General features: G+C 60.8%; 25 protein-coding genes. 15 read left to right on the top strand and 10 right to left on the bottom strand.

Features of this window, described 5'->3' with window-relative positions:
• Window positions 1-143: 143 nt before the first annotated feature.
• From B9Z34_RS12370 to B9Z34_RS12350, 5 genes are all read right to left on the bottom strand, one after another.
• Window positions 144-1,673 carry a UxaA family hydrolase gene (locus tag B9Z34_RS12370; RefSeq protein WP_108428426.1) on the bottom strand — a complete coding sequence of 510 codons (1,530 nt, stop codon included), beginning with the start codon at window positions 1,671-1,673 and terminating at the stop codon, window positions 144-146.
• Window positions 1,674-1,718: 45 nt separating this feature from the next.
• Window positions 1,719-3,113, bottom strand: a complete 1,395-nt coding sequence (locus tag B9Z34_RS12365; protein WP_108428425.1) for a TRAP transporter large permease — start codon at window positions 3,111-3,113, stop codon at window positions 1,719-1,721.
• A 30-nt stretch (window positions 3,114-3,143) separates the two neighbouring features.
• Window positions 3,144-3,719, bottom strand: a complete 576-nt coding sequence (locus B9Z34_RS12360) for a TRAP transporter small permease (RefSeq protein WP_108428424.1) — start codon at window positions 3,717-3,719, stop codon at window positions 3,144-3,146.
• 89 nt (window positions 3,720-3,808) lie between these two features.
• Window positions 3,809-4,798: a sialic acid TRAP transporter substrate-binding protein SiaP gene (locus tag B9Z34_RS12355; RefSeq protein ID WP_108428423.1), complete on the bottom strand. Its 990-nt coding sequence runs from the start codon at window positions 4,796-4,798 to the stop codon at window positions 3,809-3,811.
• A gap of 56 nt (window positions 4,799-4,854) precedes the next feature.
• A complete protein-coding gene (locus B9Z34_RS12350; RefSeq protein WP_108428422.1) occupies window positions 4,855-5,583 on the bottom strand; it encodes a FadR/GntR family transcriptional regulator in 729 nt (242 codons plus the stop codon).
• 224 nt (window positions 5,584-5,807) lie between these two features.
• Here B9Z34_RS12350 and B9Z34_RS12345 point away from each other — a divergent pair, with 224 nt between their 5' ends.
• The 9 genes from B9Z34_RS12345 (at window position 5,808) to B9Z34_RS12305 (ending at window position 14,244) form a co-directional block, all read left to right on the top strand.
• Window positions 5,808-6,923, top strand: coding sequence for a mandelate racemase/muconate lactonizing enzyme family protein (locus B9Z34_RS12345; protein WP_108428421.1), 1,116 nt, complete (start codon window positions 5,808-5,810; stop codon window positions 6,921-6,923).
• The gene (locus B9Z34_RS12340) at window positions 6,920-7,669 is read left to right on the top strand and encodes an SDR family oxidoreductase (protein WP_108428420.1); all 750 of its coding nucleotides are present in this window, start codon (window positions 6,920-6,922) and stop codon (window positions 7,667-7,669) included. Before B9Z34_RS12345 ends, B9Z34_RS12340 begins: the two co-directional genes overlap by 4 nt.
• 19 nt (window positions 7,670-7,688) lie before the next feature.
• Window positions 7,689-8,447, top strand: a complete 759-nt coding sequence (locus B9Z34_RS12335) for an SDR family NAD(P)-dependent oxidoreductase (protein WP_108428419.1) — start codon at window positions 7,689-7,691, stop codon at window positions 8,445-8,447.
• Window positions 8,448-8,472: 25 nt separating this feature from the next.
• Window positions 8,473-9,336 (top strand): fumarylacetoacetate hydrolase family protein, encoded by an 864-nt coding sequence (locus B9Z34_RS12330; protein ID WP_108428418.1) that lies wholly within the window; start codon window positions 8,473-8,475, stop codon window positions 9,334-9,336.
• A 341-nt stretch (window positions 9,337-9,677) separates the two neighbouring features.
• A complete protein-coding gene (locus B9Z34_RS12325) occupies window positions 9,678-10,424 on the top strand; it encodes a TetR/AcrR family transcriptional regulator (protein ID WP_108428417.1) in 747 nt (248 codons plus the stop codon).
• A gap of 46 nt (window positions 10,425-10,470) precedes the next feature.
• A complete protein-coding gene (locus tag B9Z34_RS12320; protein WP_108428416.1) occupies window positions 10,471-12,282 on the top strand; it encodes an acyl-CoA dehydrogenase C-terminal domain-containing protein in 1,812 nt (603 codons plus the stop codon).
• Between the two features lie 23 nt (window positions 12,283-12,305).
• On the top strand, window positions 12,306-12,746 hold the full coding sequence (locus B9Z34_RS12315; protein ID WP_108428415.1) for a DUF2147 domain-containing protein: 441 nt from the start codon (window positions 12,306-12,308) through the stop codon (window positions 12,744-12,746).
• A 61-nt stretch (window positions 12,747-12,807) separates the two neighbouring features.
• Window positions 12,808-13,572, top strand: coding sequence for an enoyl-CoA hydratase (locus tag B9Z34_RS12310; RefSeq protein ID WP_108428414.1), 765 nt, complete (start codon window positions 12,808-12,810; stop codon window positions 13,570-13,572).
• 189 nt (window positions 13,573-13,761) lie between these two features.
• The gene (locus tag B9Z34_RS12305) at window positions 13,762-14,244 is read left to right on the top strand and encodes a thioesterase family protein (RefSeq protein ID WP_108428413.1); all 483 of its coding nucleotides are present in this window, start codon (window positions 13,762-13,764) and stop codon (window positions 14,242-14,244) included.
• 15 nt (window positions 14,245-14,259) lie between these two features.
• Here the strand turns inward: B9Z34_RS12305 and B9Z34_RS12300 are convergent, their stop codons facing one another.
• The gene (locus B9Z34_RS12300; protein ID WP_108428412.1) at window positions 14,260-14,670 is read right to left on the bottom strand and encodes an acyl-CoA thioesterase; all 411 of its coding nucleotides are present in this window, start codon (window positions 14,668-14,670) and stop codon (window positions 14,260-14,262) included.
• A gap of 41 nt (window positions 14,671-14,711) precedes the next feature.
• Between B9Z34_RS12300 and B9Z34_RS12295 the strand changes: the two genes are divergently transcribed.
• The 6 genes from B9Z34_RS12295 (at window position 14,712) to B9Z34_RS12270 (ending at window position 20,863) form a co-directional block, all read left to right on the top strand.
• Window positions 14,712-16,547: an ABC transporter ATP-binding protein/permease gene (locus B9Z34_RS12295; RefSeq protein WP_108428411.1), complete on the top strand. Its 1,836-nt coding sequence runs from the start codon at window positions 14,712-14,714 to the stop codon at window positions 16,545-16,547.
• 16 nt (window positions 16,548-16,563) lie between these two features.
• Window positions 16,564-17,505 carry a LysR substrate-binding domain-containing protein gene (locus tag B9Z34_RS12290; protein WP_108428410.1) on the top strand — a complete coding sequence of 314 codons (942 nt, stop codon included), beginning with the start codon at window positions 16,564-16,566 and terminating at the stop codon, window positions 17,503-17,505.
• Between the two features lie 218 nt (window positions 17,506-17,723).
• Complete coding sequence (locus B9Z34_RS12285; RefSeq protein ID WP_108428409.1) at window positions 17,724-18,614, top strand: amino acid ABC transporter substrate-binding protein; 891 nt, start codon at window positions 17,724-17,726, stop codon at window positions 18,612-18,614.
• Between the two features lie 94 nt (window positions 18,615-18,708).
• Entirely contained in the window at window positions 18,709-19,428 is a 720-nt protein-coding gene (locus B9Z34_RS12280; RefSeq protein ID WP_108428408.1) for an amino acid ABC transporter permease, read from the top strand.
• Between the two features lies 1 nt (window position 19,429).
• Window positions 19,430-20,098, top strand: coding sequence for an amino acid ABC transporter permease (locus B9Z34_RS12275; protein WP_108428407.1), 669 nt, complete (start codon window positions 19,430-19,432; stop codon window positions 20,096-20,098).
• A gap of 27 nt (window positions 20,099-20,125) precedes the next feature.
• Window positions 20,126-20,863, top strand: coding sequence for an amino acid ABC transporter ATP-binding protein (locus tag B9Z34_RS12270; protein ID WP_108428471.1), 738 nt, complete (start codon window positions 20,126-20,128; stop codon window positions 20,861-20,863).
• 561 nt (window positions 20,864-21,424) lie between these two features.
• On the opposite strand, the gene B9Z34_RS12265 is transcribed toward B9Z34_RS12270, so the two are convergent.
• From B9Z34_RS12265 to B9Z34_RS12250, 4 genes are read right to left on the bottom strand one after another with little or no spacing between them, the layout of a single operon-like run.
• Complete coding sequence (locus B9Z34_RS12265; RefSeq protein WP_146179659.1) at window positions 21,425-21,973, bottom strand: dual specificity protein phosphatase family protein; 549 nt, start codon at window positions 21,971-21,973, stop codon at window positions 21,425-21,427.
• Between the two features lie 20 nt (window positions 21,974-21,993).
• Entirely contained in the window at window positions 21,994-22,734 is a 741-nt protein-coding gene (locus tag B9Z34_RS12260) for an amino acid ABC transporter ATP-binding protein (RefSeq protein WP_108428405.1), read from the bottom strand.
• A gap of 1 nt (window position 22,735) precedes the next feature.
• Window positions 22,736-23,842 (bottom strand): amino acid ABC transporter permease, encoded by a 1,107-nt coding sequence (locus B9Z34_RS12255; RefSeq protein WP_108428404.1) that lies wholly within the window; start codon window positions 23,840-23,842, stop codon window positions 22,736-22,738.
• Window positions 23,842-25,038 carry an amino acid ABC transporter permease gene (locus B9Z34_RS12250; protein WP_369907675.1) on the bottom strand — a complete coding sequence of 399 codons (1,197 nt, stop codon included), beginning with the start codon at window positions 25,036-25,038 and terminating at the stop codon, window positions 23,842-23,844. The genes B9Z34_RS12255 and B9Z34_RS12250 overlap by 1 nt, the downstream gene beginning before the upstream one ends.
• Window positions 25,039-25,059: the final 21 nt, after the last annotated feature.

The following is a 25,059-nucleotide window of genomic DNA, read 5'->3' as shown; positions in this document are numbered from 1 at the left end:
GTCCTTATCGGTCATTGTTTGATTTTTGTCACCCCGGGCTTGACCCGGGGTCCATCTTTGGCAGGGGTCATGTTGTTGGTCCACATGGATCCCGGATCGAGTTCGGGATGAGAAATGGGAGTCAGGGATCACAAGGGGTTCACTCACATCACCGCGCCCACTTGCCAAGGCACAAACTCGTTTTGGCCGTAGCCGTGGCGCTCGCTCTTGGTGGGCTCGCCTGAGGCGGCAGCCAACATCATCTCGAAGATGCGTTGCCCCATTTCAGCGATGCTCACACCGCCGTCCACGATCTCACCGCAGTTCAGGTCCATGTCCTCTTCCTGTTTTTTCCACAGGGCGGTGTTGGTCGAGAACTTGAGGCTGGGCGAAGGTGCGCAGCCGTAGGCGCTGCCGCGTCCTGTGGTGAAGCAAATCAGGTTCGCCCCGCCCGCCACCTGGCCCGTGGCGCTCACCGGGTCGTAGCCGGGGGTGTCCATGTAGACAAAGCCTTTGGTAGTCACTGGTTCGGCGTATTCGTAGACCGCCTGCAGGTTGCTGGTGCCGCCCTTGGCCACTGCGCCGAGGGATTTTTCGAGGATGGTGGTCAGGCCGCCCGCCTTGTTGCCGGGCGAGGGGTTGTTGTTCATCTCGCCGCCATTGATGGCGGTGTAGTTTTCCCACCATTTGATGCGCTCGATCAGTTTGTGCGCCACCTCGGGCTTGACCGCACGGCGCGTGAGCAAGTGCTCTGCGCCGTAAATCTCGGGCGTTTCGCTCAGGATCGCGGTGCCGCCATGCTGCACCAGCAAGTCGACCGCCACGCCCAGCGCAGGGTTTGCGCTGATGCCCGAATAGCCGTCCGAGCCGCCGCACTGCAGGCCCACGGTGATGTGCTCGGCGCTGCAAGGCTCGCGGCTGATGGCGTTGGCGCGGGGCAGCATCTCTTCAATCAGCTGGATGCCTTTTTCCACCGTCAGGCGTGTGCCGCCTGTGTCCTGGATGTTGAAAACCTTGAGCGTGTCGCCCTCGCGCAGGCTGCTGTGCGCCAGCCAGGTGTTGAGTTGGTTGGCTTCGCAGCCCAGACCGACCACCACCACGCCCCAGAAGTTGGCGTGGGTGGCATAGCCGGCCAGTGTGCGTTCGAGCAGCTGGATGCCCAAGCCCTCGGTGTCCATGCCGCAGCCCGTGCCGTGCGTCAAGGCGACCACGCCGTCTACATTCGGAAACTTGGCGAGTGCAGCCGGGTTGTTGCGTTTGGAGAAATGGTCGGCAATGGCGCGTGCGGCGGTGGCCGAGCAGTTCACGCTGGAGAGCACGCCGATGTAGTTGCGCGTGGCCACACGACCGTCCGAGCGTTTGTAGCCCATGAAGGTGGCCTGTTTACGGGCGGGCTCGGGTTTCACGTCTTGGCCAATGGCGTAGTCGCGCTCGAAGTTGCCTTTTTCCGGGCCCATGTTCAGGTTGTGTGTGTGCACATGCTCGCCCGGCGCGATGAGCTGGTGCGCAAAGCCAATGATCTGGTTGTAGCGACGTACCGGCTCGCCCACGGCGATGGCGCGGGTGGCCACCTTGTGGCCTGGCGGGATCAGGCCGCGCACAGGCACGCCCTCGACGGTGCTACCGCTCATGAGTTGGCTGCGCGCGATGACCACGTCATCGGCAGGGTGCAAACGGATGAAGAGATTGGACATGGTTTGAATCGGTTGGGGACGGAGCCGAAGATCTGTTCCGCCAGGTTAATAAAACTGTTTAGGCAACCACAGCACCAGGCTGGGCACATAAGTGATCACGACCAGGCTGCCCAGCAGCGGGAAGAGCCAAGGCAGAATGGCCATGGTGGTGCGCTCAACACTGAGCTTGGCCACACGGGCGAGCACAAAGAGCACCATGCCCATGGGCGGGTGCAGCAGACCGATCATCAGGTTGAGCACCATGACCAGACCGAAATGCACCAGGTCAATGCCCAGTTGCTGGCAAATTGGCACTAGGATCGGCACCAGGATGGTGATGGCAGCAGTGGGCTCCAGGAAGCAGCCGACAAACAGCATCAAGGCATTGGCCAACAGCAGGAACACCCAAGGCTCTTGTGTGAAGCCCAGCACCCAGCTGGAGATGGCTGTCGTCACACCTGTGGCGGTGAGCATCCAGCCAAAAATACTGGCTGCAGCCACGATGAACAGCACGGTGGCGGTGGTCTCTACCGTATCCAGGCAGATCTTCACGAACATCTTGAAGTTGAGCGTGCGGTACCAGAAAAAACCCAGCGCAATGGCCCAGACGCATGCGGCAATCGCGCCCTCGGTGGGGGTAAACACGCCGGTGGTCATGCCACCGATCAGGATCACGGGGGTCATGATGGGCAACACGGCCTGAAAGTTGAAAAACTTGTCAGCGGCAAACAAAACGACCAAGGCCACCAGCACGGTGACTTGCGGCGGTGTGCCCATGACGGTGACCAGCCACCAGATGGCCAGCGGCCAGCCCACCACCACAGCGGTTTCAGCCAGAGCCTTGATGACTTTGGGCCATTCGAATTTGACGTCAGCACCCCAGCCATTTTTGTGTGCAAAGTAGGCTACCGTCAGCATCATGAGCAACCCCATCAGGATGCCGGGCAGGATGCCTGCGAGGAACAAGGCGCCCACCGATACGTTGGCCATCATGCCGTAGATCACAAAGGGCAGACTGGGTGGAATGATGGGGCCGAGCGTGGCCGAAGCCGCGGTGACGCCCACTGCAAACTCCGTGCTGTAGCCATGGTCTTTCATGGCTTTGATTTCGATGGTGCCCAAGCCTGCCGCATCGGCAATGGCGGTGCCGCTCATGCCCGCGAAAACGACCGAGCCCACCACGTTGACATGACCCAGACCGCCCTTGAGCCAGCCCACCAGGGCCAGCGCATAGTTGTATATGCGGTTGGTGATGCCCGCGTTGTTCATCAGGTTGCCGGCCAGAATGAAGAAGGGAACAGCCAGCAGCGGAAAGCTGTCGATGCCCGAGACCATGCGGTGGATCACCACAAAGGGTGGGGAGCTTTGTGCAAACAGCAGGTAAATCAGCGAAGCCCCAGCCATGGCAATGGCCACCGGGATGCCGCCACTCATGAGGAACAGGAAAAGAATTTTCAGCATGGGTGAACTTTCAAGAGGCCAGGGGCCTGTTCAGCGGTCGGTCATTTCAGATTCGGGGCGTTGCAGCACGGTGTAACCCCTTTGCCAATGCACGCGGGCTACCCACACAGCGCGCAGGCACATGGCGGCAAAACCAGCCATGACCACGCCGTAGACCAGGTTCATGGGCAAGTCGATGATGGTCATCTTGTAGCTGCCCAGTTTTTCCATCATCTGGCCCGTGAGAAAGGTGGCGGCGGCAAAGAAGGCGATGCGCATGGCATCGACCACCAGGCCCATGGCGCGACCCAGCCAGTCGGGCATGAAGCGGTAAAAGAAGTCCACCTGGATGTGGTTGTTTTTGGCCACACCGATCGTGGCGCCCGTGAAGACGGTGGCGATCAACAGATAACGTGCAATTTCTTCAGTCCAGGATGCCGAGTTGTTCAAGGCATAACGTGTGAAAAATTGGTAAAAAACCGTCAATCCCAACAACCAGAAGAAGGCCAGGGCAAACCAGGCTTCGATGGGGGTGCCTGACAAATCGACATCCTCATCGGTGGCGTGAAATTGGCCATCGTCGCCCATGACTTTGGGCATGGCGTCGAGGTCTGGGAGGTTGCTCATGGGGTGTCTTTCAAATCGATGACAGCGGTCAGCCGACAGCCGCAGACCCAGCGCGATGCGCCCGGTCTGCGGTGTTCAGACAGAACGACTTACTTGGCGGCCTGAATCTTGTCGAAGTCAGACTGTGTAAAGCCCATCGAAGTCAGGGGCTTGTTTTTCAGGACAGCGTCCTGGAAAGACTTGCGGTCCACCTGCACGATTTGCAGGCCTTTTTTCTTGAACTCGTCCACCAATTCGGCCTCACGCGCCTTGATCTTGGCGGTGGCACGCACGGCGGCTTCTTGGGTCACATCGGTGAACATCTTCTTCTCGGCGTCGCTGAGCTTGTTCCACAGATGCGGTGCGATTTGGGTGGTCAAACCATCCACGATGTGGCCGGTGAGCATGATGGCCTTTTGCACTTCAAAGAACTTTTTGGCTTCGATGGTGGTCAAAGGGTTTTCTTGGGCTTCCACGGTGCCGTTTTGCAGGGCCAGATAGACCTCGGCAAAAGCAATGGGTGTGGGGTTGGCGCCGCAGGCCTCAGGCGTGGCGCGGTAAGCTGGCACATCGGGCACGCGGATTTTGATGCCCTTCATGCCAGCGCAGTTGGTGAAAGGCTTTTGGGCTGTCGTGTGGCGTGCGCCGTAGTAGGTGTAGGCCGTGACCTGAATGCCGGTCTTGGCGCGGAATTCGTTGACCATTTCCTGGAACACCGGGCTCTTGGAGTAGGCGATCAGGTGGTCCCCATCGCGGAAGATGAAGGGGTAGTAGGCGATGCCAAAGCGGGGGTAGGTCCGTGCAGCGAATGAAGGTCCACTGATGATCATGTCCACCGTGCCCAGCGTCAGGCCCTGGTTGATGTCGGTTTCCTTGCCCAGTGTGGAGGCGGGGAAGACCTGGATATCAAACTTGCCATTGCTGCGCTTTTTGATTTCTTCAGCCGCCCACACCGACTCGGTGTGGTAGGGCTCTGATGTCTCGTAGACGTGGGCCCACTTGAGTTTTTGCTGGGCTTGCGCACCTGTGCTCATCAGCAAGGTGCCCATGGCCATCACGCCCAATGCGGCCAGGGTCTTCAGTGCGAATCGTTTGCTCATCGTTGTCTCCTCGTTGGGTTTGGAAAAAGTTGCTGACGCGGGAACAGAAAATCACCCTAGCGGGCGGGTGCGCGGCGCCAGCTCGCGCTGTATCTTTTGTGGGCTAGCTTCAGGTGTTTTTGCATGGCTTTGCGGGCTGCACTGCTGTCTCGCGCTTCGATAGCGTGCATCACTTCCTGGTGTTCTGCAATGGCGGTTTGCCATGAGGCGGGGTGTTCAAAATAATCCCCCAGCCGCTCAAACAAGGGGCCGTTGCGGGCCATCCAGTAGCGCTGTACCGTGTCCAGTAGCACGCTGTTGCCGCAGGCTTGGGCAATGGCTTCGTGAAACGCTTCATCGCCCTGACGCGGAACTTCATCCCGCGCGGCTTCGAGCCTCATTTGTTGCAGCCCGTTTTTGATGGCTTTGAGGTCGGCTTTTTTGGCATGGGTTGCGGCCAGCGCTGCCACTTCGGCCTCCACCAGAATGCGGGCGCTCATGACTTCCAGTGGCCCCCAGTTGGCGGGGGTGTTGTCGTCCAGTTCGGCCGGGGCCGCGATCGGTTTGGCGGTCGAGTGTTGCCGCACATAGATGCCGGAGCCGGTGCGCACCTCGATCATGCCTTCCACCTCCAGTGCAATCAGGGCCTCGCGCACCGAGGGACGGCTCACACCGAGTTGCACCGCCAGATCGCGCTCGGCGGGTAAGCGTGAACCCAGCGCAAACTCGCCCGAAGCCATCAGTTGCCGCAGTTGCTCGGCAATCTGTCGGTAAAGGCGTTGGGGTTCAACGGTTTGAAGGGGCATGGCGCGAATCAGGGATAACGTGAATTGGACAAGTGGTCAGACCAGTTGCAGAATCATCACATGTTCAAAAGCCATTGCAACTCCGCACAAACCCGCATGGGGCGTGTCGCAGAAACGACCTGTGACAGGCCGCGTCTGTCGCATGCTGGCGCTCATTGAGACCTTTGCCGCAGGCCTGACCTGTCCACTTCAACTGATCAACACCCCTTCTCAAGCTGTCCCAGATGCCCCTTGTCACCATTGACCGCGTGAGCCTTCGGCAAGTCAACCTGCCGCCCAAGGTGTTGCGCACCGACGCCATCCAGTCCTTCGTGACGCAAGAGACCCTCTTGCTCACGCTGCACTGCAGCGACGGCATCTCGGCCACGGGTTATGCCTACACGATTGGCACTGGGGGATCGTCGGTCATTGCTTTGCTCAAGGACCATTTGGTTCCGCGCCTGATCGGGCGTGATCCGGTGATGGTCGAAGCGATCTGGAAAGATTTGTTTTTCCACACCCACGCCACTGCGGTGGGGGCCATGACCAGCTTGGCGCTGGCCTGTGTCGACACGGCCTTGTGGGACTGGCGTGCGCAAAGTCAGGGCTTGCCGCTGTGGCAGTTGCTGGGCGGAGCGCAAGCGCGTGTGCCACTCTACACCACCGAAGGCGGCTGGTTGCATTTATCGCCTGAGGCGCTGGTGGACCAAACCCTCGAGGCGCAAGCCCAAGGCTTCAAAGGCGCCAAGATCAAGATCGGTCGCCCGCATGTCAGCGAAGACGTGGCGCGTCTGTCTGCCGTGCGCGATGCGGTGGGGCCGGGCTTTGAGTTGATGACCGATGCGAACCAGGGCTTCAACCGTGCCGAGGCCGTGCGCCGTGCGCGGGCCTTCGATGGGCTAGGCTTGGCGTGGATGGAAGAGCCCTTGCCTGCCGAAGACGTTTCGGGGCATCGGCAGTTGCGCGAGCACACCCCCATTCCTGTGGCAGTCGGTGAGTCGATGTACCACCCGATGCAGTTCCGTGAATACCTGGAGCAAGGCGCCTGCTCGATCGTGCAGCCCGATGTGGCACGCATCGGCGGCATCACCCCCTGGATCAAGACCGCGCACCTGGCCGAGGCGTTTGACGTGGCGGTGTGCCCGCACTTCTTGATGGAGTTGCATGTGAGCCTGTGCGCGGCTGTGCCCAACGCGACCTGGGTCGAATACATCCCGCAACTCGACGACATCACCACCTCGCGCATGCAGGTGCAAGGCGGCTTTGCCTTGCCACCCGACACACCCGGTCTGGGCATCGCCTGGGACTGGACCGCCATCACAGCAAGACAAACCACCCATCTGGAGATTCAAGCACCATGAGACTCAAAGGAAAAATCGCACTGATCACTGCCGCTGGGCAAGGCATTGGCCAGGCCGCCGCATTGGCCATGGCTGCCGAGGGCGCAACGGTGTACGCCACCGATGTGAATCCCGAGCTGCTCAAGGCCTACCAAGGAGTGGCCAACGTGCACACGGCGGTGTTGAATGTGCTCGACAAAAAAGCCATCACCGCTCAGGTGGCGAGCATGGACCGCATTGACATCCTCTTCAACTGCGCAGGCTTTGTGCACAACGGCAACATCGAGTTGGCCACCGACGAGGACTGGGAATTTGCCTTCAACCTGAACGTGCGTTCGCAGTTCTGGATGATTCAGGCGGCTATCCCCAAAATGGTGGCGCAGTTTCAGAAAGACGGCCATGGCGGCAGCATCATCAACATGGCCAGCGTCTGCTCCAGTGTCCGTGGTTTGCCCAACCGCTTCGTTTATGGCGCCAGCAAAGCAGCCGTGATTGGCCTGACCAAGAGCGTGGCGGCCGACTACGTGCGCCAGGGCATCCGCTGCAACTGCATTTGCCCCGGCACCGTGGACACGCCTTCGCTGCAGGACCGCATCAACAGCTACGCCGATCCGGTGCAAGCGCGTCAGGATTTCATCAACCGCCAACCCATGGGGCGACTGGCGCAGGCGCACGAGATCGCACCCATCGTCACTTTCCTGGCTTCCGACGAGTCCATCTTCGCCACAGGCAATGCCTACATGGTCGACGGCGGCATGACCATTTGATTTTTTCAGAAAGACACACATGAACTTGCTCGACATGAAAGGCCGTCACGCGGTCATCACCGGTGGTGCTACCGGTTTGGGTTTTGCCATTGCGCAGCGCATGCTCGCTTCGGGTGCACGCGTCACCATCTGGGACCGCGATGCAGCTGGCATGGCCAAAGCCGCTGAGCAGCTGCGCCAAGGGCAGTTGGGTGCCGTGGTCAACACGGTGCAGGCGGACGTGGCCGACCACGCCTCGGTGGTGAATGCCACCGCGCAAACCACGGCCTTGGCCGGTGTGGACGTGCTGGTCAACAGCGCGGGCATCACGGGGCCCAATGTCAAGGTGTGGGACTACCCGGTGGACGCGTGGAAGCAGGTGTTCGATGTGAACGTGCATGGCCTGTTCCATTGCTGCCGCGAACTCAGCGCCCACATGAAGGCGCGCAACTACGGCCGCATCGTCAACATCGCCTCGGTGGCGGGCAAGGACGGCAACCCCAACGCCAGCGCTTACAGTGCGAGCAAGGCGGCGGTCATTGGCCTGACCAAATCGTTGGGCAAGGAACTGGCCGACACGGGCGTGCGCGTGAACTGTGTCACCCCGGCGGCTGTGAAGACGGCGATCTTTGATCAAATGACGCCCGAGCACATCCAGTTCATGCTCTCCAAGATTCCGATGGCCCGCTTTGGCGAGCCCGAAGAAGTCGCCGCCATGGTGACCTGGCTGAGCACCGAAGACTGTTCCTTCTCCACCGGCGCGGTCTTTGACCTGTCCGGTGGCCGCTCCACGTATTAATTTTTTTGAAAACTGAAAGGCAACTATGAAACTCGTTCGCTATGGCCAACCCGGCAAAGAAAAACCAGGTCTGATCGACGCCGAGGGCCGCTTGCGCGACCTGAGCGGCGTGGTCAAAGACATCTCGCCCGATGTGCTGAATGACAAGGCACTGGCCAAACTGGCCAAGGTCAAAACCGACAAGCTCCCCTTGGTGCGTGGCAAAAAACGCTTTGGCACCCCCATCTCCTACACCAGCAAGTTCATCGCCATTGGCCTGAACTACGCCGACCACGCTGCCGAGTCGAACATGCCCATCCCGGCCGAACCCATTGTGTTCACCAAGGCCATCTCCTGCATTCAGGGCGCGAACGACGATGTCATGCTGCCCAAAGGCTCCAAGAAGACCGACTGGGAGGTTGAACTGGGCATCGTCATCGGCACCCGTGCCCGCTATGTGTCGCAAAAGGATGCGCTCAACCATGTGGCCGGTTACTGCGTGGTCAACGACGTGAGCGAGCGTGAATACCAGCTCGAGCGCGGCGCCACCTGGGACAAGGGCAAGGGCTGCGACACTTTCGGCCCCGTGGGCCCCTGGCTGGTCACCCGCGACGAAGTGCCCAACCCCCAGGCGCTTAGCATGTGGCTCGACGTGAACGGCGTGCGTTACCAGACTGGCAACACCAAGACCATGATCTTTGGCGTGGCCAAGCTGGTCAGCTACGTGAGCCAGTTCATGACGCTGGAGCCGGGCGACATCATCACCACAGGCACACCACCCGGCGTGGGCATGGGCGTCAAGAAGGACGGCAAGCCTGCGCCTGTGTTCTTGAAGCGCGGCGACGTGATGCACCTGGGCATCGAAGGCCTGGGCGAGCAAACCCAGAAGGTTGTGGCTTTCAAGGCTTGATGCTTCTGAGACGCCGGTGAGTCACCCGCGACTCGCATGAACTCGTCACCCCCGACTTGATCGGGGGTCCATGTCTTCGTTGACCATGGATACCCGGTCAAGCCGGGTATGACAAAACCTCGTCACCCCCGACCTGATCGGGGGTCTATGCCTTCGGTGCCGATGGATACCCGGTCAAGCCGGGTATGACAAAAACCTCGTCACCCTCGACTTGATCGGGGGTCTAGGACTTCGGCGCTTGCACCGGGCCGCAGCTCCTGATTTACCCTTGATCGGCGGGGTGGTTTGTGTTTTCGGTTGATTTTCGTGCAAAATAGAACGATCGTTCTTTTTTGTGCACCATGACCGAATCCAAAAAACCCTCCAAAGTCGAAAGATTGCCCGCGCCTGAAGCCGGTCGGCGGGTGCTCATCAAAGGCCAGCAAACCAAGGCCGTGATCATCGACGCCGCCCTGGGCCTGGCCTCGCAGATTGGTCTGGAGGGCTTGTCGATTGGCGCAGTGGCCGAAGTCACTGGCATGAGCAAGTCGGGCGTGTTTGCCCACTTCGGCTCGCGAGAAGAGCTGCAAATTTCTGTCATCCGCGAATACCACGACCGTTTTGAGGCCGAGGTGTTTTACGCGGCCATGCAAAAACCCCGTGGCGTGCCACGTCTGCAGGCGCTGTTTGACAACTGGATGGTGCAGACCTCGGCCGAGATCGATTCGGGTTGCATCTACATCAGCGGTGCGGTGGAATTTGACGACCGCACCGGTCCCGTGCGCGATGCACTGGCGTCTTCGGTGGCCACTTGGCAAACTGCCTTGCGCCGCGCCGTTGAACTGGCTCAGGAAGAGGGCCAACTCAGCCGTGCGTCCGACGCGCACCAGATCGCTTTTGAAATCCATGGCCTGATTCTGGCGCTGCATTACGAGGCCCGCTTTTTGCGCAACCCGAACGCAGCCGACCGCGCCCGCCAAGGCTTTCAGCACATTCTGGCCCGCTATGCAGGGCCAGGCACACCCCCCGAGTCCGCGCCAGCCAGCGCGGCCAAGTCGCCCAAGCTGGTGGCCGTGCCCAAAGCCCGCCGCAAGCCGGCGAACGATTGATTTCCCCCAAGATCTTCACTGACACACCGATTCAAGGAGTCCTCCGATGCCCGTCTACAACCCCCCCCTTCGCGACATGCAGTTTGTCTTGCACGAGTTGCTCAATGTGAGTGCAGAACTCAAGGCCTTGCCCAAGCATGCCGAGACCGATGCGGACACCATCAACGCTGTGCTCGAAGAAGGCGGCAAGTTCGCATCCGAAGTGGTCTTTCCTTTGAACATCTCGGGCGACACCCAGGGCTGCCAGCTCAACCGCGACACGCACGAAGTCAAAGCCCCCGATGGGTTCAAGGCAGCTTATGAGCAGTACGTGGCCGGTGGCTGGCCATCGCTCAGCTGCGACCCCGAGTTCGGTGGTCAGGGTCTGCCCTTTGTGGTTAACCAGTGCTTTTACGAAATGCTCAACTCGGCCAACCAGGCTTGGACCATGTACCCGGGCTTGAGCCATGGTGCCTACGAGTGCCTGCACGCGCACGGCACGCCCGAGCAAAAAGCGCTGTACCTGCCCAAGCTGACCAGTGGCGAGTGGACCGGCACCATGTGCCTGACCGAGCCGCATTGCGGCACCGACTTGGGCATGCTGCGCACCAAGGCCGAGCCGCAGGCCGACGGCACTTACAAGCTCAGCGGCCAGAAGATTTTCATCAGCGCAGGCGAGCACGACCTGGCCCCCAACATCGTGCATCTGGTGCTGGCCCGTTTGCCCGATGCGCCTCCCGGCAGCAAAGGCATCAGCCTGTTCATCGTGCCCAAGTTCAAGGTGGCCGCCGACGGCAGAATGGGCGAGCGCAATGGCATTTACTGCGGTGGCCTGGAACACAAGATGGGCATCCACGGCAACGCCACCTGCCAGATGGTGCTCGACGAAGCGGTGGGCACCCTGGTGGGGCAGCCCAACAAGGGTTTGGCCGCGATGTTCGTGATGATGAACGCTGCCCGCCTGGGCGTGGGCAACCAGTCGCTGGGCCTGACCGAAGTGGCTTACCAAAACGCCCTGGCCTACGCCAAAGACCGCGTACAAATGCGCTCGCTCACCGGCGTCAAGGCCCCCGGCAAACCGGCCGATCCGATCATCGTGCACCCCGATGTGCGCCGCATGCTGATGACCGCCAAGGCCTATGCCGAAGGTGGCCGTGCGCTCGCTTGCTACTGCGCCTTGCTCCTCGACAAAGAGCTCAACCATCCCGACGAAGCCGTGCGTGCCGAAGCCGCCGAAGTCGTGGCCCTGCTCACGCCCATCGTGAAAGCCTTCACCACCGACAACGCCTGGGAAGCCACTTCAGCCTGCCAGCAGGTGTTTGGCGGCCACGGCTACATCAAAGAGTGGGGCATGGAGCAGTTTGTGCGCGACGCCCGCATCAACATGATCTACGAAGGCACCAACACCATCCAGTCGCTCGACTTGCTGGGCCGCAAAGTGCTGGGCAACCAGGGTGCCACGCTCAAGAAGTTCGGCAAACTGGTCGAGCAATTGGTCAAAGCCGAAATGGCCAACGAAGCCATGGGCGAATTCATCAAGCCCTTGGCCGACTTGGGCCAAAAACTCACGCAACTCACGGGCGAAGTGGGCATGAAAGCCATGAGCAACGCCGACGAAGTGGGCGCGGCCGCGGTGGATTATCTGCGCGTGGTGGGCCACCTGGTGCTGGGCTACTTCTGGGCCCGCTCGGCGCAGATCGCCCTGGCCAGGCTGGCCGAGGCCGAGGAAGAAGCACAGCGTCCCGACCCGTTCTACCAGGCCAAGCTGCAGACGGCGCGTTTTTACTTCACCCGCCTGATGCCCGAAACCGCCACCTTGATGCGCCGCATCCGTGCGGGCAGCGATGTGCTGATGGACACCGACGCTGCGCTGGCATGATCGGAAACTTCAGGAGTTGAACCATGAACAACATTTTCCGCACAAGCGCCCTGGTCGTCCTAGGCTGTATGGCTGTGGCAGCCCAGGCCAACAGCCCGGTGGGCCGTTGGCACACGATTGACGACAAGACCGGTGAAACCAAGAGCGTGGTCACCATCGAAGACGCGGGCGGCTTGCTGCGCGGCAAGGTCAGCCAGATCCTGCGCAAGGACGCCGACCCAGCGGCCAAGTGCGGCCTGTGCAAGGACGACCGCAAAGACCAGACCATTTTGGGCATGGAAATCATCCGGGGTGTCAAAAAGTCTGCCGGTAACGACTACTGGGACGGCGGTGAGATCCTCGACCCGGAAGAGGGCAAGCTGTACCGCGTGCGACTGACGCCGGTCGAGGGGGGCGCGAAACTGCAAGTGCGCGGTTTTCTGGGCCCCTTCTGGCGTAACCAGTTGTGGGTCAAGGCCCCCTGACCCTTTCACATTCCAAACAGCCGCCCCATGGGGCGGCCTTTCCATTTTTGAGGCAAGCACCATGTCTGACATCCTGAACCACACCGACGCGGGGGTGATGACCATCACCTTCAACCGCCTGGACAAAAAGAACTCCATCACCGCAGCCATGTACGCCGCCATGGCCGATGCCTTGGCCCAGGCTGCTGCCGACACCGCCGTGCGGGTGGTCGTGTTCCAGGGGCATGAGAGCATCTTCAGCGCGGGCAACGACATTGGCGACTTTCTGAACCAGCCGCCGACCACGCAAGAGTCGCCCGTGTTCCGTTTTTTGCGCGGCATTGCCACCTTCGAAAAACCGCTGCTCGCCGCCGTGGCCGGCCCTGCGGTGGGCATTGGCACCACCATGCTGTTCCATTGCGACCTGGTCTATGCCGGTGACAACGCGGCTTTTTCCATGCCTTTCGTGAACCTGGGCCTGTGCCCAGAGGCAGCGTCCAGCCTGCTGGTGCCCCGCATGTTCGGCTACCACCGCGCCGCCGAAGCCCTGTTGATGGGCGAGCCGTTTTTTGCCGAAGCGGCGCAAGAAGTCGGCCTGGTCAACCGCGTCGTGCCGCCCACCGAGGTCAATGGCTACGCGCAGGCGCAAGCCCGCAAGCTCGCCGCCAAGCCCTTGTCATCCCTGATCGCCACCAAGCGCTTGATGAAGGGCGGCAGCCAGCAAGAAGTGCTGCAAAAGATGGACGAAGAAGGCCAAAGTTTTGGCCGCATGCTGCGCGAACCGGCCGCCAAAGAGGCCTTTGGTGCTTTCATGGAAAAACGAAAGCCCAACTTTTCGAAGCTGTAAGACCTGATTTTCAATGGGCGGCTTGCATGCAAGTGTCGGGGTTCTCAATCACCGACATGCATCTCTCCGTAGGTCGGCACCTTCAGGTCCGACATGTGTGGCTTCGGCTTAGGCCCATGTCGGGGCTGAAGCCCCCGACCTGCAAATACAGCCCGTCGTCGCTGATGTGGGCATCGATAAAATCACCACATGCCCCATCGCACAACCTCCCCCGTTGTTCTGGAACCCGAATACATTGAGGGTTTTCGCCAGATCTACGAAGAAAAAATCGTCTTCAACCAAACCTTGGGCTTGAAGCTCGTCAAGGTCACGCCCGAGGGCGTAGAGGCCCGCATCGACATGCGGCCCGAATTGGTGGGGCACTTTGCCTACAACCGCATCCATGGCGGCGTCATCAGCGCGGTGCTGGACGCCATCGGCAGCGCAGCCGTGATGGCAGCGCTGGCGGCCAAGCACATGGACGAGCCGCCCGCCAAACGCCTGGAGCGCTTTGCCAAGCTGGGCACCATCGATTTGCGGGTGGATTATTTGCGCCCCGGCATCGGCGAGCACTTCACCATCACTGCCAACGCCCTGCGCGTGGGCTCGCGGGTCGGGTCGTCCCGCATGGAGTTTTGCGGGCCCGATGGCACCTTGATGTCCACGGGCGCAGCAGCTTACATCGTGTCCTGATCGCCAGCATCCCCATCACTCGGCCGGTACGGGCCGGGGCTTGCCCTGGTCGTCCACGGCCACATAGGTCAGGTTCGCTTCGGTGACCTTGATGTACTGGCCCTGCAGCTGAAAGCGTTCGGCAAAGACCTCGACTTTCACGGTGACCGAGGTGCGGCCCACGCGCACGATGCGCGAGAAAAACGACAGGATGTCGCCCACCTTGACGGCCTGCTTGAAGATGAACTCGTTCACTGCCACGGTCACCATACGACCGCGCACGCGCCGGGCAGGCAACACCGCACCCGCCAAGTCCACCTGGGCCATGACCCAGCCGCCGAAGATGTCGCCACTGGCATTGCAGTCGGCGGGCATGGGGATGACCTTGAGCACCAGCTCCTGGTCGGTGGGCAAAGCCACGGTGTTCGTATGTGGGGCGTCAGACATGGGCACAATTGGTGGTTAACATCAAAACCGGATTGTCCCTTATGCGCCACCACGGCGAAACTGCCGCCTCTGCTTCTCCTCATTCTCCCAATCCTGCCGGCCAGGCGACTCAGCCGCCAGCGGGTGGCGATTGGAAGACCCTGTCGCGCCTCCTGCCTTATTTGTGGCAATACAAATGGCGTGTGGTCATCGCCCTGAGCTTGATGGTGGCGGCCAAGCTGGCCAACGTGAGCGTGCCTTTGCTGCTCAAGGAGCTGGTCGACGCCATGAGCCTCAAGCCCGGCAACCCGCAAGCGGTGTTGGTGGTGCCGGTAGCGCTGCTGGTGGGTTATGGTGCTTTGCGTTTGCTGACGTCGGCATTCACCGAATTGCGCGAGCTGGTGTTTGCCAAAGCCACACAAGGGGCATCACGCAGCATTGCTTTGCAAACCTTCGAGCACCTGCATGCCCTGAGCCTGCGCTTTCATTTGGCACGGCAAACCGGTGGCATGACGCGCGACATCGAACGCGGCGTGCGCGGCATCGAGTCGCTGATTTCGTATTCGCTCTACAGCATCATCCCCACGTTGATCGAAGTGGGGCTGGTGCTGACGATTCTGGCGGTCAAGTTTGACGCCTGGTTCGCGGGCATCACGCTGCTGGCCTTGGCCTTGTACATCTTTTTCACCGTCCGTGTGACCGAATGGCGCACGCAGTTTCGCAAGCAGGCCAACGAGTTCGACTCGGCCGCGCACACCCGCGCCATCGATTCGTTGTTGAATTACGAGACCGTCAAGTACTTTGGCAACGAGCGTTTCGAAGCTGGCCGCTACGACGAAAGTCTGGAGCGCCTGCGCCTGGCGCGGCTCAAGGCCCAGACCACCTTATCGGTGCTCAACACCGGGCAGCAGCTCATCATCGCCGCAGCCCTGGTGGCCATGCTCTGGCGAGCCACCGAGGGGGTGGTGGCCGGGCGCATGACCTTGGGGGATCTGGTCATGATCAACGCCTTCATGATCCAGCTCTACATTCCGCTCAACTTTTTGGGTGTGCTTTACCGCGAGATCAAGCAAAGCTTGACCGATCTGGACAAGATGTTTGTGCTGATGGACCGCGAGCGCGAAGTGGCCGATGTGCCCGGCGCACCTGCGCTGGCCTTGCAGGGTGCGCCCGATGTGGTGTTTGACCGCGTGTCGTTCGCCTACGAGAGCGACCGCCCGATCCTGAAAGACATCAGCTTCACGATCCCCGCCGGTAAAACGGTCGCTGTGGTCGGCCCTTCGGGCTCGGGCAAGTCCACGCTGGCGCGTTTGATGTTCCGCTTCTATGACGTGCAGCAAGGTTTCATTCGCATTGCAGGGCAGGACATCCGGCAGGTCACGCAAGCCAGTGTGCGCCAGGCGCTGGGCATCGTGCCGCAAGACACGGTGCTGTTCAACGATACGGTGGCCTACAACATCGCCTATGGCCGCCCCGGGGCCAGCCAGGCCGAAATCGAGGGCGCGGCGCGTTCGGCCCGCATCCACGATTTCATTGCTTCTACGCCCAAGGGTTACCAGACTTCGGTGGGCGAGCGGGGCCTGAAGCTTTCAGGGGGCGAAAAGCAGCGCGTGGCGATTGCCCGCACCTTGCTCAAGAACCCGCCGATTCTGGTGTTTGACGAAGCCACGTCGGCGCTGGACTCGGCCAACGAACGCGCCATCCAGGCCGAGCTGGCCAGCGTGGCGCAAAACAAAACGACCTTGGTGATCGCGCACCGCTTGTCGACGGTGGTCGATGCGCACGAGATTTTGGTGATGGAGGCCGGGCAGATCATTGAGCGTGGCAACCATGCCCAGTTGTTGACGCAACAAGGTCGCTACGCCAGCATGTGGGCCTTGCAGCAGTCGGCAGATTGATAGGGGTGTTTCAGCGATGGAAACCAAATGGCTTGAAGACTTTGTGAGTTTGGCTGAAACCCGCAGTTTCAGCCGATCGGCCCAGTTGCGGCATGTCACGCAGCCCGCGTTTTCGCGGCGCATCCAGTCGCTGGAGGCCTGGGCCGGGGCCGATCTGGTGGACCGCAGCTCCTACCCCACCAAACTCACGCCCGCGGGCGAGACCCTTTATGCGCAGGCGCTGGAGCTGCTGCAATCCCTGCAAAACACCCGGGCCATGCTGCGTGGGCATAACTCGGCCGGGCAGGACTTCATCGAGTTTGCGGTGCCGCACACCCTGGCGTTCACTTTTTTCCCGTCTTGGGTGGCGGGTTTGCGCGAGAGCTTTGGTCCGATCAAGAGCCGTCTGATTGCCTTGAACGTGCACGACGCGGCCATGCGTTTGGCCGAAGGTGGTTGCGATTTGCTGATCGTGTACCACCATCCTTCACAACCTTTGCAACTCGATGCCGAGCGTTACGACATGGTGGTGTTGGGCGCCGAGTCCATCGCCCCTTATGTCAAAGCCCCAACCGAAGGGGCCCAGCTGGGCAGTCTGCCGGGGACGCCCACTCGGCCTTTGCCTTATCTGGGGTATGCACCCGGGGCTTATCTGGGCAGTGTGACGGATTGGATACTCAAGCAATCGGGCACACCGATTCACCTGGACCGGGTGTACGAAACCGACATGGCAGAAGGCCTGAAAGTCATGGCTTTGCAGGGCCATGGCATCGCGTTTTTGCCCGAAAGTGCCGTGCGCAAGGAGGTGCAAAACGGCGCTCTGGTGGAGGCCCATTTGCCGGGCGGGCAAAGTTTGTCCCTGACCATGGAGGTCCGGGCTTACCGGGCCAAACCAGGACCCAAAACCAGTCCCCAGCAGCCGGCCCACGAGCTTTGGCAGCATTTGACGCAAGAAAACCAGTTGCCGTCATGTGGTTGATGGCTTCTGGCATCCCGTTATGCGTTTTTTGCATTAATCTTGCGGGTACACCCTGATGACTGGATACATTCCGAATCACTATAGTGACGACTTGTCTGTGACAGGCATGTTTTGTGCTGCTGCTCTGTATGGTCTGTCGCCGTGTCATGATGGTGCATCCGTGCCCAAGTTCGGCACGGTTTAACGTTCGCCTTTTTGGCGATTTTTTGGAGAAATGAATGAAAAAACAATTGTTCGCTGCGGCGATCGCCGCTTTGGCCTGTGTGGCCGCGCAAGCCGACACCATCGCCAAAGTCAAAAACTCGGGCACGATCACCATGGGTGTGCGCGATTCGTCGGGCGCACTGTCGTACACCTTGGGTGATGGCAAGTACGCCGGTTTCCACTATGAAATCTGCCAGCGCATCATTGGCAATCTGGAAAAAGCCGTCGGCAAGAAAGTCGAAGTCAAGTTCCAGTCCGTGACCTCGCAAAACCGCATTCCTTTGGTGCAAAACGGCACCGTGGACATTGAGTGCGGCTCGACCACCAACAACGCTGCACGTCAAAAAGACGTAGCTTTTGTAGTGACCACTTATGTGGAAGAAGTGCGAATTGCCACCAAGGTCGCTTCGGGCATCACTTCGATTACCCAACTCAAAGACAAGAATGTGGCTACGACCACAGGCACAACTTCGGTGCAACTGCTGCGCAAGCACGAGCGTGCCAACGGCGTGAACTTCAACGAAGTGTTTGGCAAGGACCACGCTGACAGCTTCTTGCTGCTGGATTCCGGCCGTGCCGACGCGTTCGTGATGGACGGCTCGATCTTGGCAGGCAACATCGCCAACGCCAAAAACCCAGCCGATTTCCGCATCGTGGGTGAAGTGCTGGCAGTGGAGCCCATCGCCATCATGATCCGCAAAGACGATCCCGCCTTCAAGAAGTTGGCCGATGACACCGTGCGTGATCTGGTCAAGAGCGGCGAGATGAACAAGTTGTGGGACAAGTGGTTCCTGCAGCCCATCCCACCCAAGAACGTCAAGATTGGTCTGGCTTTGAGCGACAGCACCAAGGCCGCATGGGCCAACCTGAACGACAAGCCTGCTGAAGACTACGCCAAGAAGTAATTTTTCAAGGCGCTGAGCAAACCCCGCCGGGGATAACTTGGGCGGGGTTTCTTTTTTTGGGTGTTGAAATTCCCCTCTTTGCAGGAATGAAACTATGACGTGGGATTGGCAGGTTTTTTTAAGCGATGACGGCAGTGGCCGCACCTACCTGGAGTGGATGCTGGAAGCCTGGCGCTGGACGCTGATGGTGGCGGCCAGTTCGTGGGTGGTGGCGATGCTGGTGGGCGCGGTGGTGGGCACCTTGCGCACGCTGCCCGGACGCCCGGCGGTCGCGGCCTTGGCCAACGCCTGGGTGGAGCTGTTTCGCAACATTCCGCTGCTGGTGCAAATTTTCTTGTGGTACTTTGTGGTGCCCAAAGTGTTCCCGGCTTTTCAACAGGTGCCTGGCTTTTTGCTGGTCGTGTTTGGCTTGGGCTTTTTTACCTCGGCACGGATTGCCGAGCAGTTTCGTGCGGGTATCCAGGCCTTGCCCAAGGGGCAGCGCTATGCGGCCATGGCCATGGGCTTCACCACCGCGCAGTCTTACCGGTATGTGATTTTGCCCATGGCGTTTCGCATCATCTTGCCGCCGCTGACCAGCGAGTCGATGAACCTGCTGAAAAACTCTTCTGTGGCCTTTGCCGTGTCGATTGCCGAGCTGACGATGTTTGCGATGCAGGCGCAGGAGGAAACCTCGCGCGGCATCGAGGTGTACCTGGCCGTCACGGCTTTGTATGCCTTGTCGGCGTTTGCCGTGAACCGCGTGTTTGCGGTCATCGAAAAGAAAATGCGCGTGCCAGGCTTCATCGTTTCGGCCGGAACGGGAGGGCACTGACATGTTGGGACTCGATTTTTCCTATTTCGATCTGGAAGTCCTGCGCAAGTTCGTGCTGGGCGGATTGCTCTTCAGCGTGCAACTGACCATCACCGCCACCATTGGCGGCGTGATCTTTGGCACCTTGCTGGCCTTGATGCGTTTGTCTGGCTCGAAAATTCTGGCCTTGCCTGCCACCATCTACGTCAACGGCATGCGCTCGGTGCCGCTGGTCATGGTGATCCTGTGGTTCTATTTGCTCATGCCCTTTGTGATCGGGCGACCCATTGGGGCCGAGTGGTCGGCCATCATCACCTTTGTGGCTTTTGAGGCGGCTTACTTCAGCGAGATCATGCGGGCGGGTATCCAGTCGATCCCGCGCGGTCAGGTATTTGCCGGGCAGGCTCTGGGCATGACCTATGGCCAGAACATGCGTCTGGTGATTTTGCCGCAGGCCTTTCGCAACATGCTGCCGGTGCTGCTGACGCAGACCATCATCTTGTTCCAGGACACTTCGCTCGTTTATGCGATTGGCGCTTACGACTTGCTCAAGGGCTTCACCAATGCCGGCAAGATTTATGGCCGCTCGGAAGAGGCCTACATCCTGGCGGCTGTCGTTTATTTTGTGATCTGTTTTGCACTGTCCTGGAGCGTCAAGCGCCTGCAGGCCAGGATCGCCATCGTGCGCTGATGCACGTGCTGAATTTGGGGAATGAAAATGATTGAAATCAAAAATGTGTCCAAGTGGTACGGCCCGGTGCAGGTGCTCAACGACTGCTCAGTGAGCATCAACAGGGGCGATGTGGTGGTGGTCTGCGGCCCTTCGGGCTCGGGCAAGTCCACCCTCATCAAAACCGTCAACGGCCTCGAACCCGTGCAGAAAGGCAGCATCCATGTGGATGGCGTGTCGCTGATGGACGCGGGCACCGATCTGCCCAAGCTGCGCTCCCGCGTGGGCATGGTGTTCCAGAGTTTTGAACTCTTCCCGCACCTGTCGGTGACCGAGAACCTGACGATTGCCCAGGTCAAGGTGCTGGGGCGATCCGAGGAGGAAGCCCGGGAGCGAGGCCTGAAGATGCTGGACCGCGTGGGCTTGCTGGCGCACAAGGACAAGTTCCCTGGGCAGTTGTCAGGTGGTCAGCAGCAGCGCGTGGCGATTGCCCGCGCCTTGTCGATGGACCCGATCGTGATGCTGTTTGACGAGCCGACTTCGGCGCTCGATCCCGAGATGGTGGGCGAAGTGCTGGACGTGATGGTGCAACTGGCCAACGAGGGCATGACCATGATGGTGGTCACCCACGAAATGGGTTTCGCCCGCAAAGTCGCCAACCGCGTGATCTTCATCGACGTGGGTGGCCGCATTCTGGAAGACTGCTCGAAGGACGAGTTCTTCAACCACCCCGAGAATCGCCAGCCGCGCACCAAGGACTTTTTGAACAAGATTCTGCAGCACTGAGAGACTCAACCGCTCGTCACACCCGGCTTGTTCGGGTGTCCATTTCTAAAGATTTAGTTGTGTCGGTTGGTGTTTTTTAGAGTGCGTTGGCCGGGATTGCGCCCGGCAGCGCACTCACTTTCTTTGCTTCGCCAAAGAAAGTAAGCAAATAAAGGCGAGCCGGATTCGCCGTCACTCCGCTGGCGCTCCAGGCACGCTGCGTTGCTCGGCCTGAACGGGGTGCGCCGCAAACTCGCTTCGCTCAAACACACGTCGCCCCTGATCCGTTCAGGCCTGCGCTACTCGCCGGCTCATAACGGCGAGAAGTCACTACGGGGCATTGCTTCGCTCGCCCTCACGCATTCCAACGGGCCGGAGTTCAGGCGCGCTCAAAGGTTTTTTTGCATTCTTCTTGCAAGTTCACCGAAGACGCTTGCGCCAGAGGCGGGGCCACGGGTTGGGGCGATATTGCGAGCTTGCGAGTGTGAGCCCCGGCCCGTGGCCCCGCCTCTGGCCACCACTGAACTCAACGTTCACTGTCAAATCACCAGCCCTGGCCCCTTTCGCCTTGAGTACGAACTTTCAAATGCGTAAAGACGACCAACGCCGCACGAACTCGCGTTGCGCTTCGGTTTCAGGGCTGTGCGGCTCCTGCACGTGTTTATCGACGGCTTGCCATTTACGGGCCAGCAAGTCCAGCGCCTGCTGCGGTGGCAGGCCTTGGCTCACGAGCCAGGTGGCGGCCACCGTGCCGGTGCGGCCGATGCCGGCGCGGCAGTGCAGGTAAACCTTGCCGCCTTGGTCCAAGGCGGCTTGCATGTCGCGCAAAATGGCCTGCATGCCTTGTTCGCTGGGCACACCGAAATCGGTGATGGGGTGGTTGATTCGTCGGCCAATACCTTGCCGACCGGGAACGGGTTGGTACACCGGCACCGGGTCGTCAGTTGAAGTCAGGTCCACAAAGTGGGTGATGCCCATATCGGCCAATGCGGCTAAACGTTCGGGCAGGGCCTCCACACCGACCAGCCCCGGGTGTTCGCCCGCCAGCACCCGGCCCGTCCACAGCCAATAGCTGTTGCCAAAGGGCCGTGCCGCAGCATCGCCACGGCTTTCTTGGGCGATGTCGAACACGGGCGCAGGCGTTTGCGGGATCAATGCGCCAGGATCTTGGACAGGAAGTCTTGCGTGCGTTCGTTTTGCGGGTTGTCAAAGAACGCGGCGGCCGTGTTTTGCTCGACGATCTGGCCCTGGTCCATGAAGATCACGCGGTCGGCCACCTGACGGGCAAAGCCCATCTCGTGCGTCACGCAGATCATGGTGATGCCCTGATCGGCCATCTCCACCATCACGTTGAGCACCTCGCCCACCATCTCGGGGTCGAGCGCCGAAGTCGGCTCGTCAAACAGCATGATCTTGGGCGTCAGGCACAGGGCGCGGGCAATCGCCACACGTTGCTGCTGGCCGCCGGACAACTGCAACGGGTACTTTTGCGCCTGCTCGGCGATGCGCACGCGCTTGAGCTGCTGCATGGCGCGTTCCTCGGCTTCGGCCTTAGGCACCTTGCCCACCCACATGGGCGCCAGCGTCAGGTTTTCCAGCACCGTGAGGTGCGGGAACAGGTTGAACTGCTGGAACACCATGCCGACCTGGCGGCGGGCCGACTCGATGGACTTCACGTCGTCGGTCAGCTCGACACCGTCCACCGTGAGGTGGCCGGTCTGGTGCTCTTCGAGGCGGTTGATGCAGCGGATCAGGGTGGACTTGCCCGAGCCAGAAGGTCCGCAGACCACGATGCGCTCGCCACGCGCCACCGACAGGTCGATGTCACGCAGCACATGGAAGTCGCCGTACCACTTGTTGACTTTGGAAAATTCGATGATGGGGGTGCTCACGTTACTGTCTCCGGGTTCCGGTGTTGAGGTGGCCTTCGAGCCACTGGCTGTAGCGCGACATGGCAAAACAGGCGATGAAATAAATGGCCGCCACGAACAGCTGCCCTTCGATGAAGAACTTGCGCCAGTCGGCATCGCCCAGTGCCAGCTGCACCGCGCCCGTGAGGTCGTACAGGCTCACGATGGTCACCAGCGAGGTGTCCTTGAAGGCACCAATGAAGGTGTTGACGATGGATGGCACCACCAGGCGCAACGCTTGGGGCAGCACGATCTTGCGCTGGATCTGCCAGTAGCCCAGACCCAGCGAGTGCGCCGCTTCGATCTGGCCTTTGGGCACGGCCTGCAGACCGCCGCGAATCACCTCGGCCAGATAGGCGGCGGTGAACAAGGTCATGCCAATCAGCACCCGCACCAGCACATCGATCTTGGTGCCCTGCGGCATGAAAAGCGGCAGGATGAACGAGGCCATGAACAGCACCGAAATCAGCGGCACGCCGCGCACGAACTCGATGAAAATCACGCACAGCGTGCGGATGGCCGGCAGCTTGGACTGCCGGCCCAGGGCCAACAAAATCGCCAGCGGAAACGCCACCACCAGGCTCACGCTGGACAGCAGCAAGGTCAGGGGCAGGCCGCCCCAGCGCTCGGTGTCCACAAGTGTGAGGCCGGCCACGCCGCCCTTCATGAGCAGGTAGAACACGGCATACACAGCCACCCAGGCCAGCACCAGGGCCGGACGCCAGAAGCTGCGCAGGCAGCTGAGCACCAGCAGCGTCACCAGCAAGCTGGACGCGATCAGCGGGCGCCATTGCTCGTCGTAGGGGTAGCGGCCAAAGAGGATGAGGCGGCCTTTTTCGGCCACCACGCCCCAGCAGGCGCCCACGCCTTCGGCAGCGCGGCAGGCAGCGTTGTCGGGCTGCACCACGGCGTTGAACACGGTCCAGTTCAGCAGGGGCGGCAAGACCCAGGCCAGCAGGGCCAGCACCAGCAGGGTCAGCAGGCTGTTGGCCCAACCGTCAAAGAAACGGCTGCGCAACCAGGGCAGCAGGCCCACCTGGTTGGCGGGTGGCTGGCGTGGCGCAATGGGGGTAAAGACAGCGTGGTTCATCAGCGGTCCTTGATCTGCACGCGGCGGTTGTAGAGGTTCATGAGTGCCGAGGTCAGCAAACTCAGGCTCAGGTAGCACAGCATCACCACGGCAATGCACTCGATGGCGCGGCCCGTCTGGTTGAGTGCGGTGGAGCCGATCGAGACCAGGTCGGGGTAACCCACGGCCACGGCGAGCGAAGAGTTTTTGGTCAGGTTCAGGTACTGGCTGGTGAGTGGCGGCACGATCACCCGCAGCGCCTGGGGCAGTTGCACCAGGCGCAATTCGGCCGCACGGGGCAGGCCCAGCGCCACAGCCGCTTCGTGCTGGCCATAGGCGACCGACTGGATGCCCGAGCGCACCACCTCGGCGATGTAGCCCGAGGTGTAGACCGTCAGGCCGATCAGCAAGGTCAGGTATTCGGGGGTGACCGAGCCGCCGCCGATCACGTTGATCTCGGTGGCTTCAGGAATGCTGAGCTCGCCCGGGGCGCCCCCGGCCAGCCAGCCCACGGCCGTGACGGCCAGCAAAATCAGCAGACCCGTGAAGTGGGTGCGGGCCGGGTGGTATTGCCCGGTGGCTTCAAATTGGCGCAGGGCTCGGCGTGCCCAGAATCGCCAGGCCAGCACACCGGCCAGCAAACCGACCACCGTGCCCCAGTGGCCCGCCGACCATTCGGGCAGCGGGTATTGCAAACCGTTTTTGCTGAGGAACACGCCCGCCAGTGGTTTGAGCGGCGCTTCGATGGTGGGTAGCAGTTCGGTCATGGCGAAGTACCACATGAACAGCTGCAGCAGCAAGGGCACGTTGCGCGTGACCTCGACGTGCACCGCGCACAGGCCGCGCACCAGCAGGTTGTTCGACAAGCGGCCAATGCCGATCAGTGTGCCCAGCAGCGTGGCCAGCACGATGCCCACCAGCGCCACGCGCAATGTGTTGGACAGACCCACCAGGTAAGCGACCCAGTAGCCTTGGGCCGAGTCGAACTCGAACAGGCTCTCGCCAATGGCAAAACCTGCGGGTTGCAAAAAGAAATCGAAGCCGCTCTGGATGCCGCGCGTGCGCATGTTGGCAAAGGTGTTGGACATCAGGTAACTGACGGCCAGCACGAGCAGCAAGATGGTCAGGATCTGGTAGACCAGACCGCGAAAGGACTGGCTGCGCCAGGACCAGGCGCGGGCGCGGGGAGGAAGGGGTGGTGCGGGTGGAATCATCATCGTGCATCGGCCCGCACGAGG

It is taken from the genome of Limnohabitans sp. Hippo3, from assembly GCF_003063665.1.
Taxonomy (GTDB): domain Bacteria; phylum Pseudomonadota; class Gammaproteobacteria; order Burkholderiales; family Burkholderiaceae_C; genus Limnohabitans_A.
Note: the sequence above shows the minus strand (reverse complement) of the source record. Positions and strands in the feature narration are given on the sequence as shown.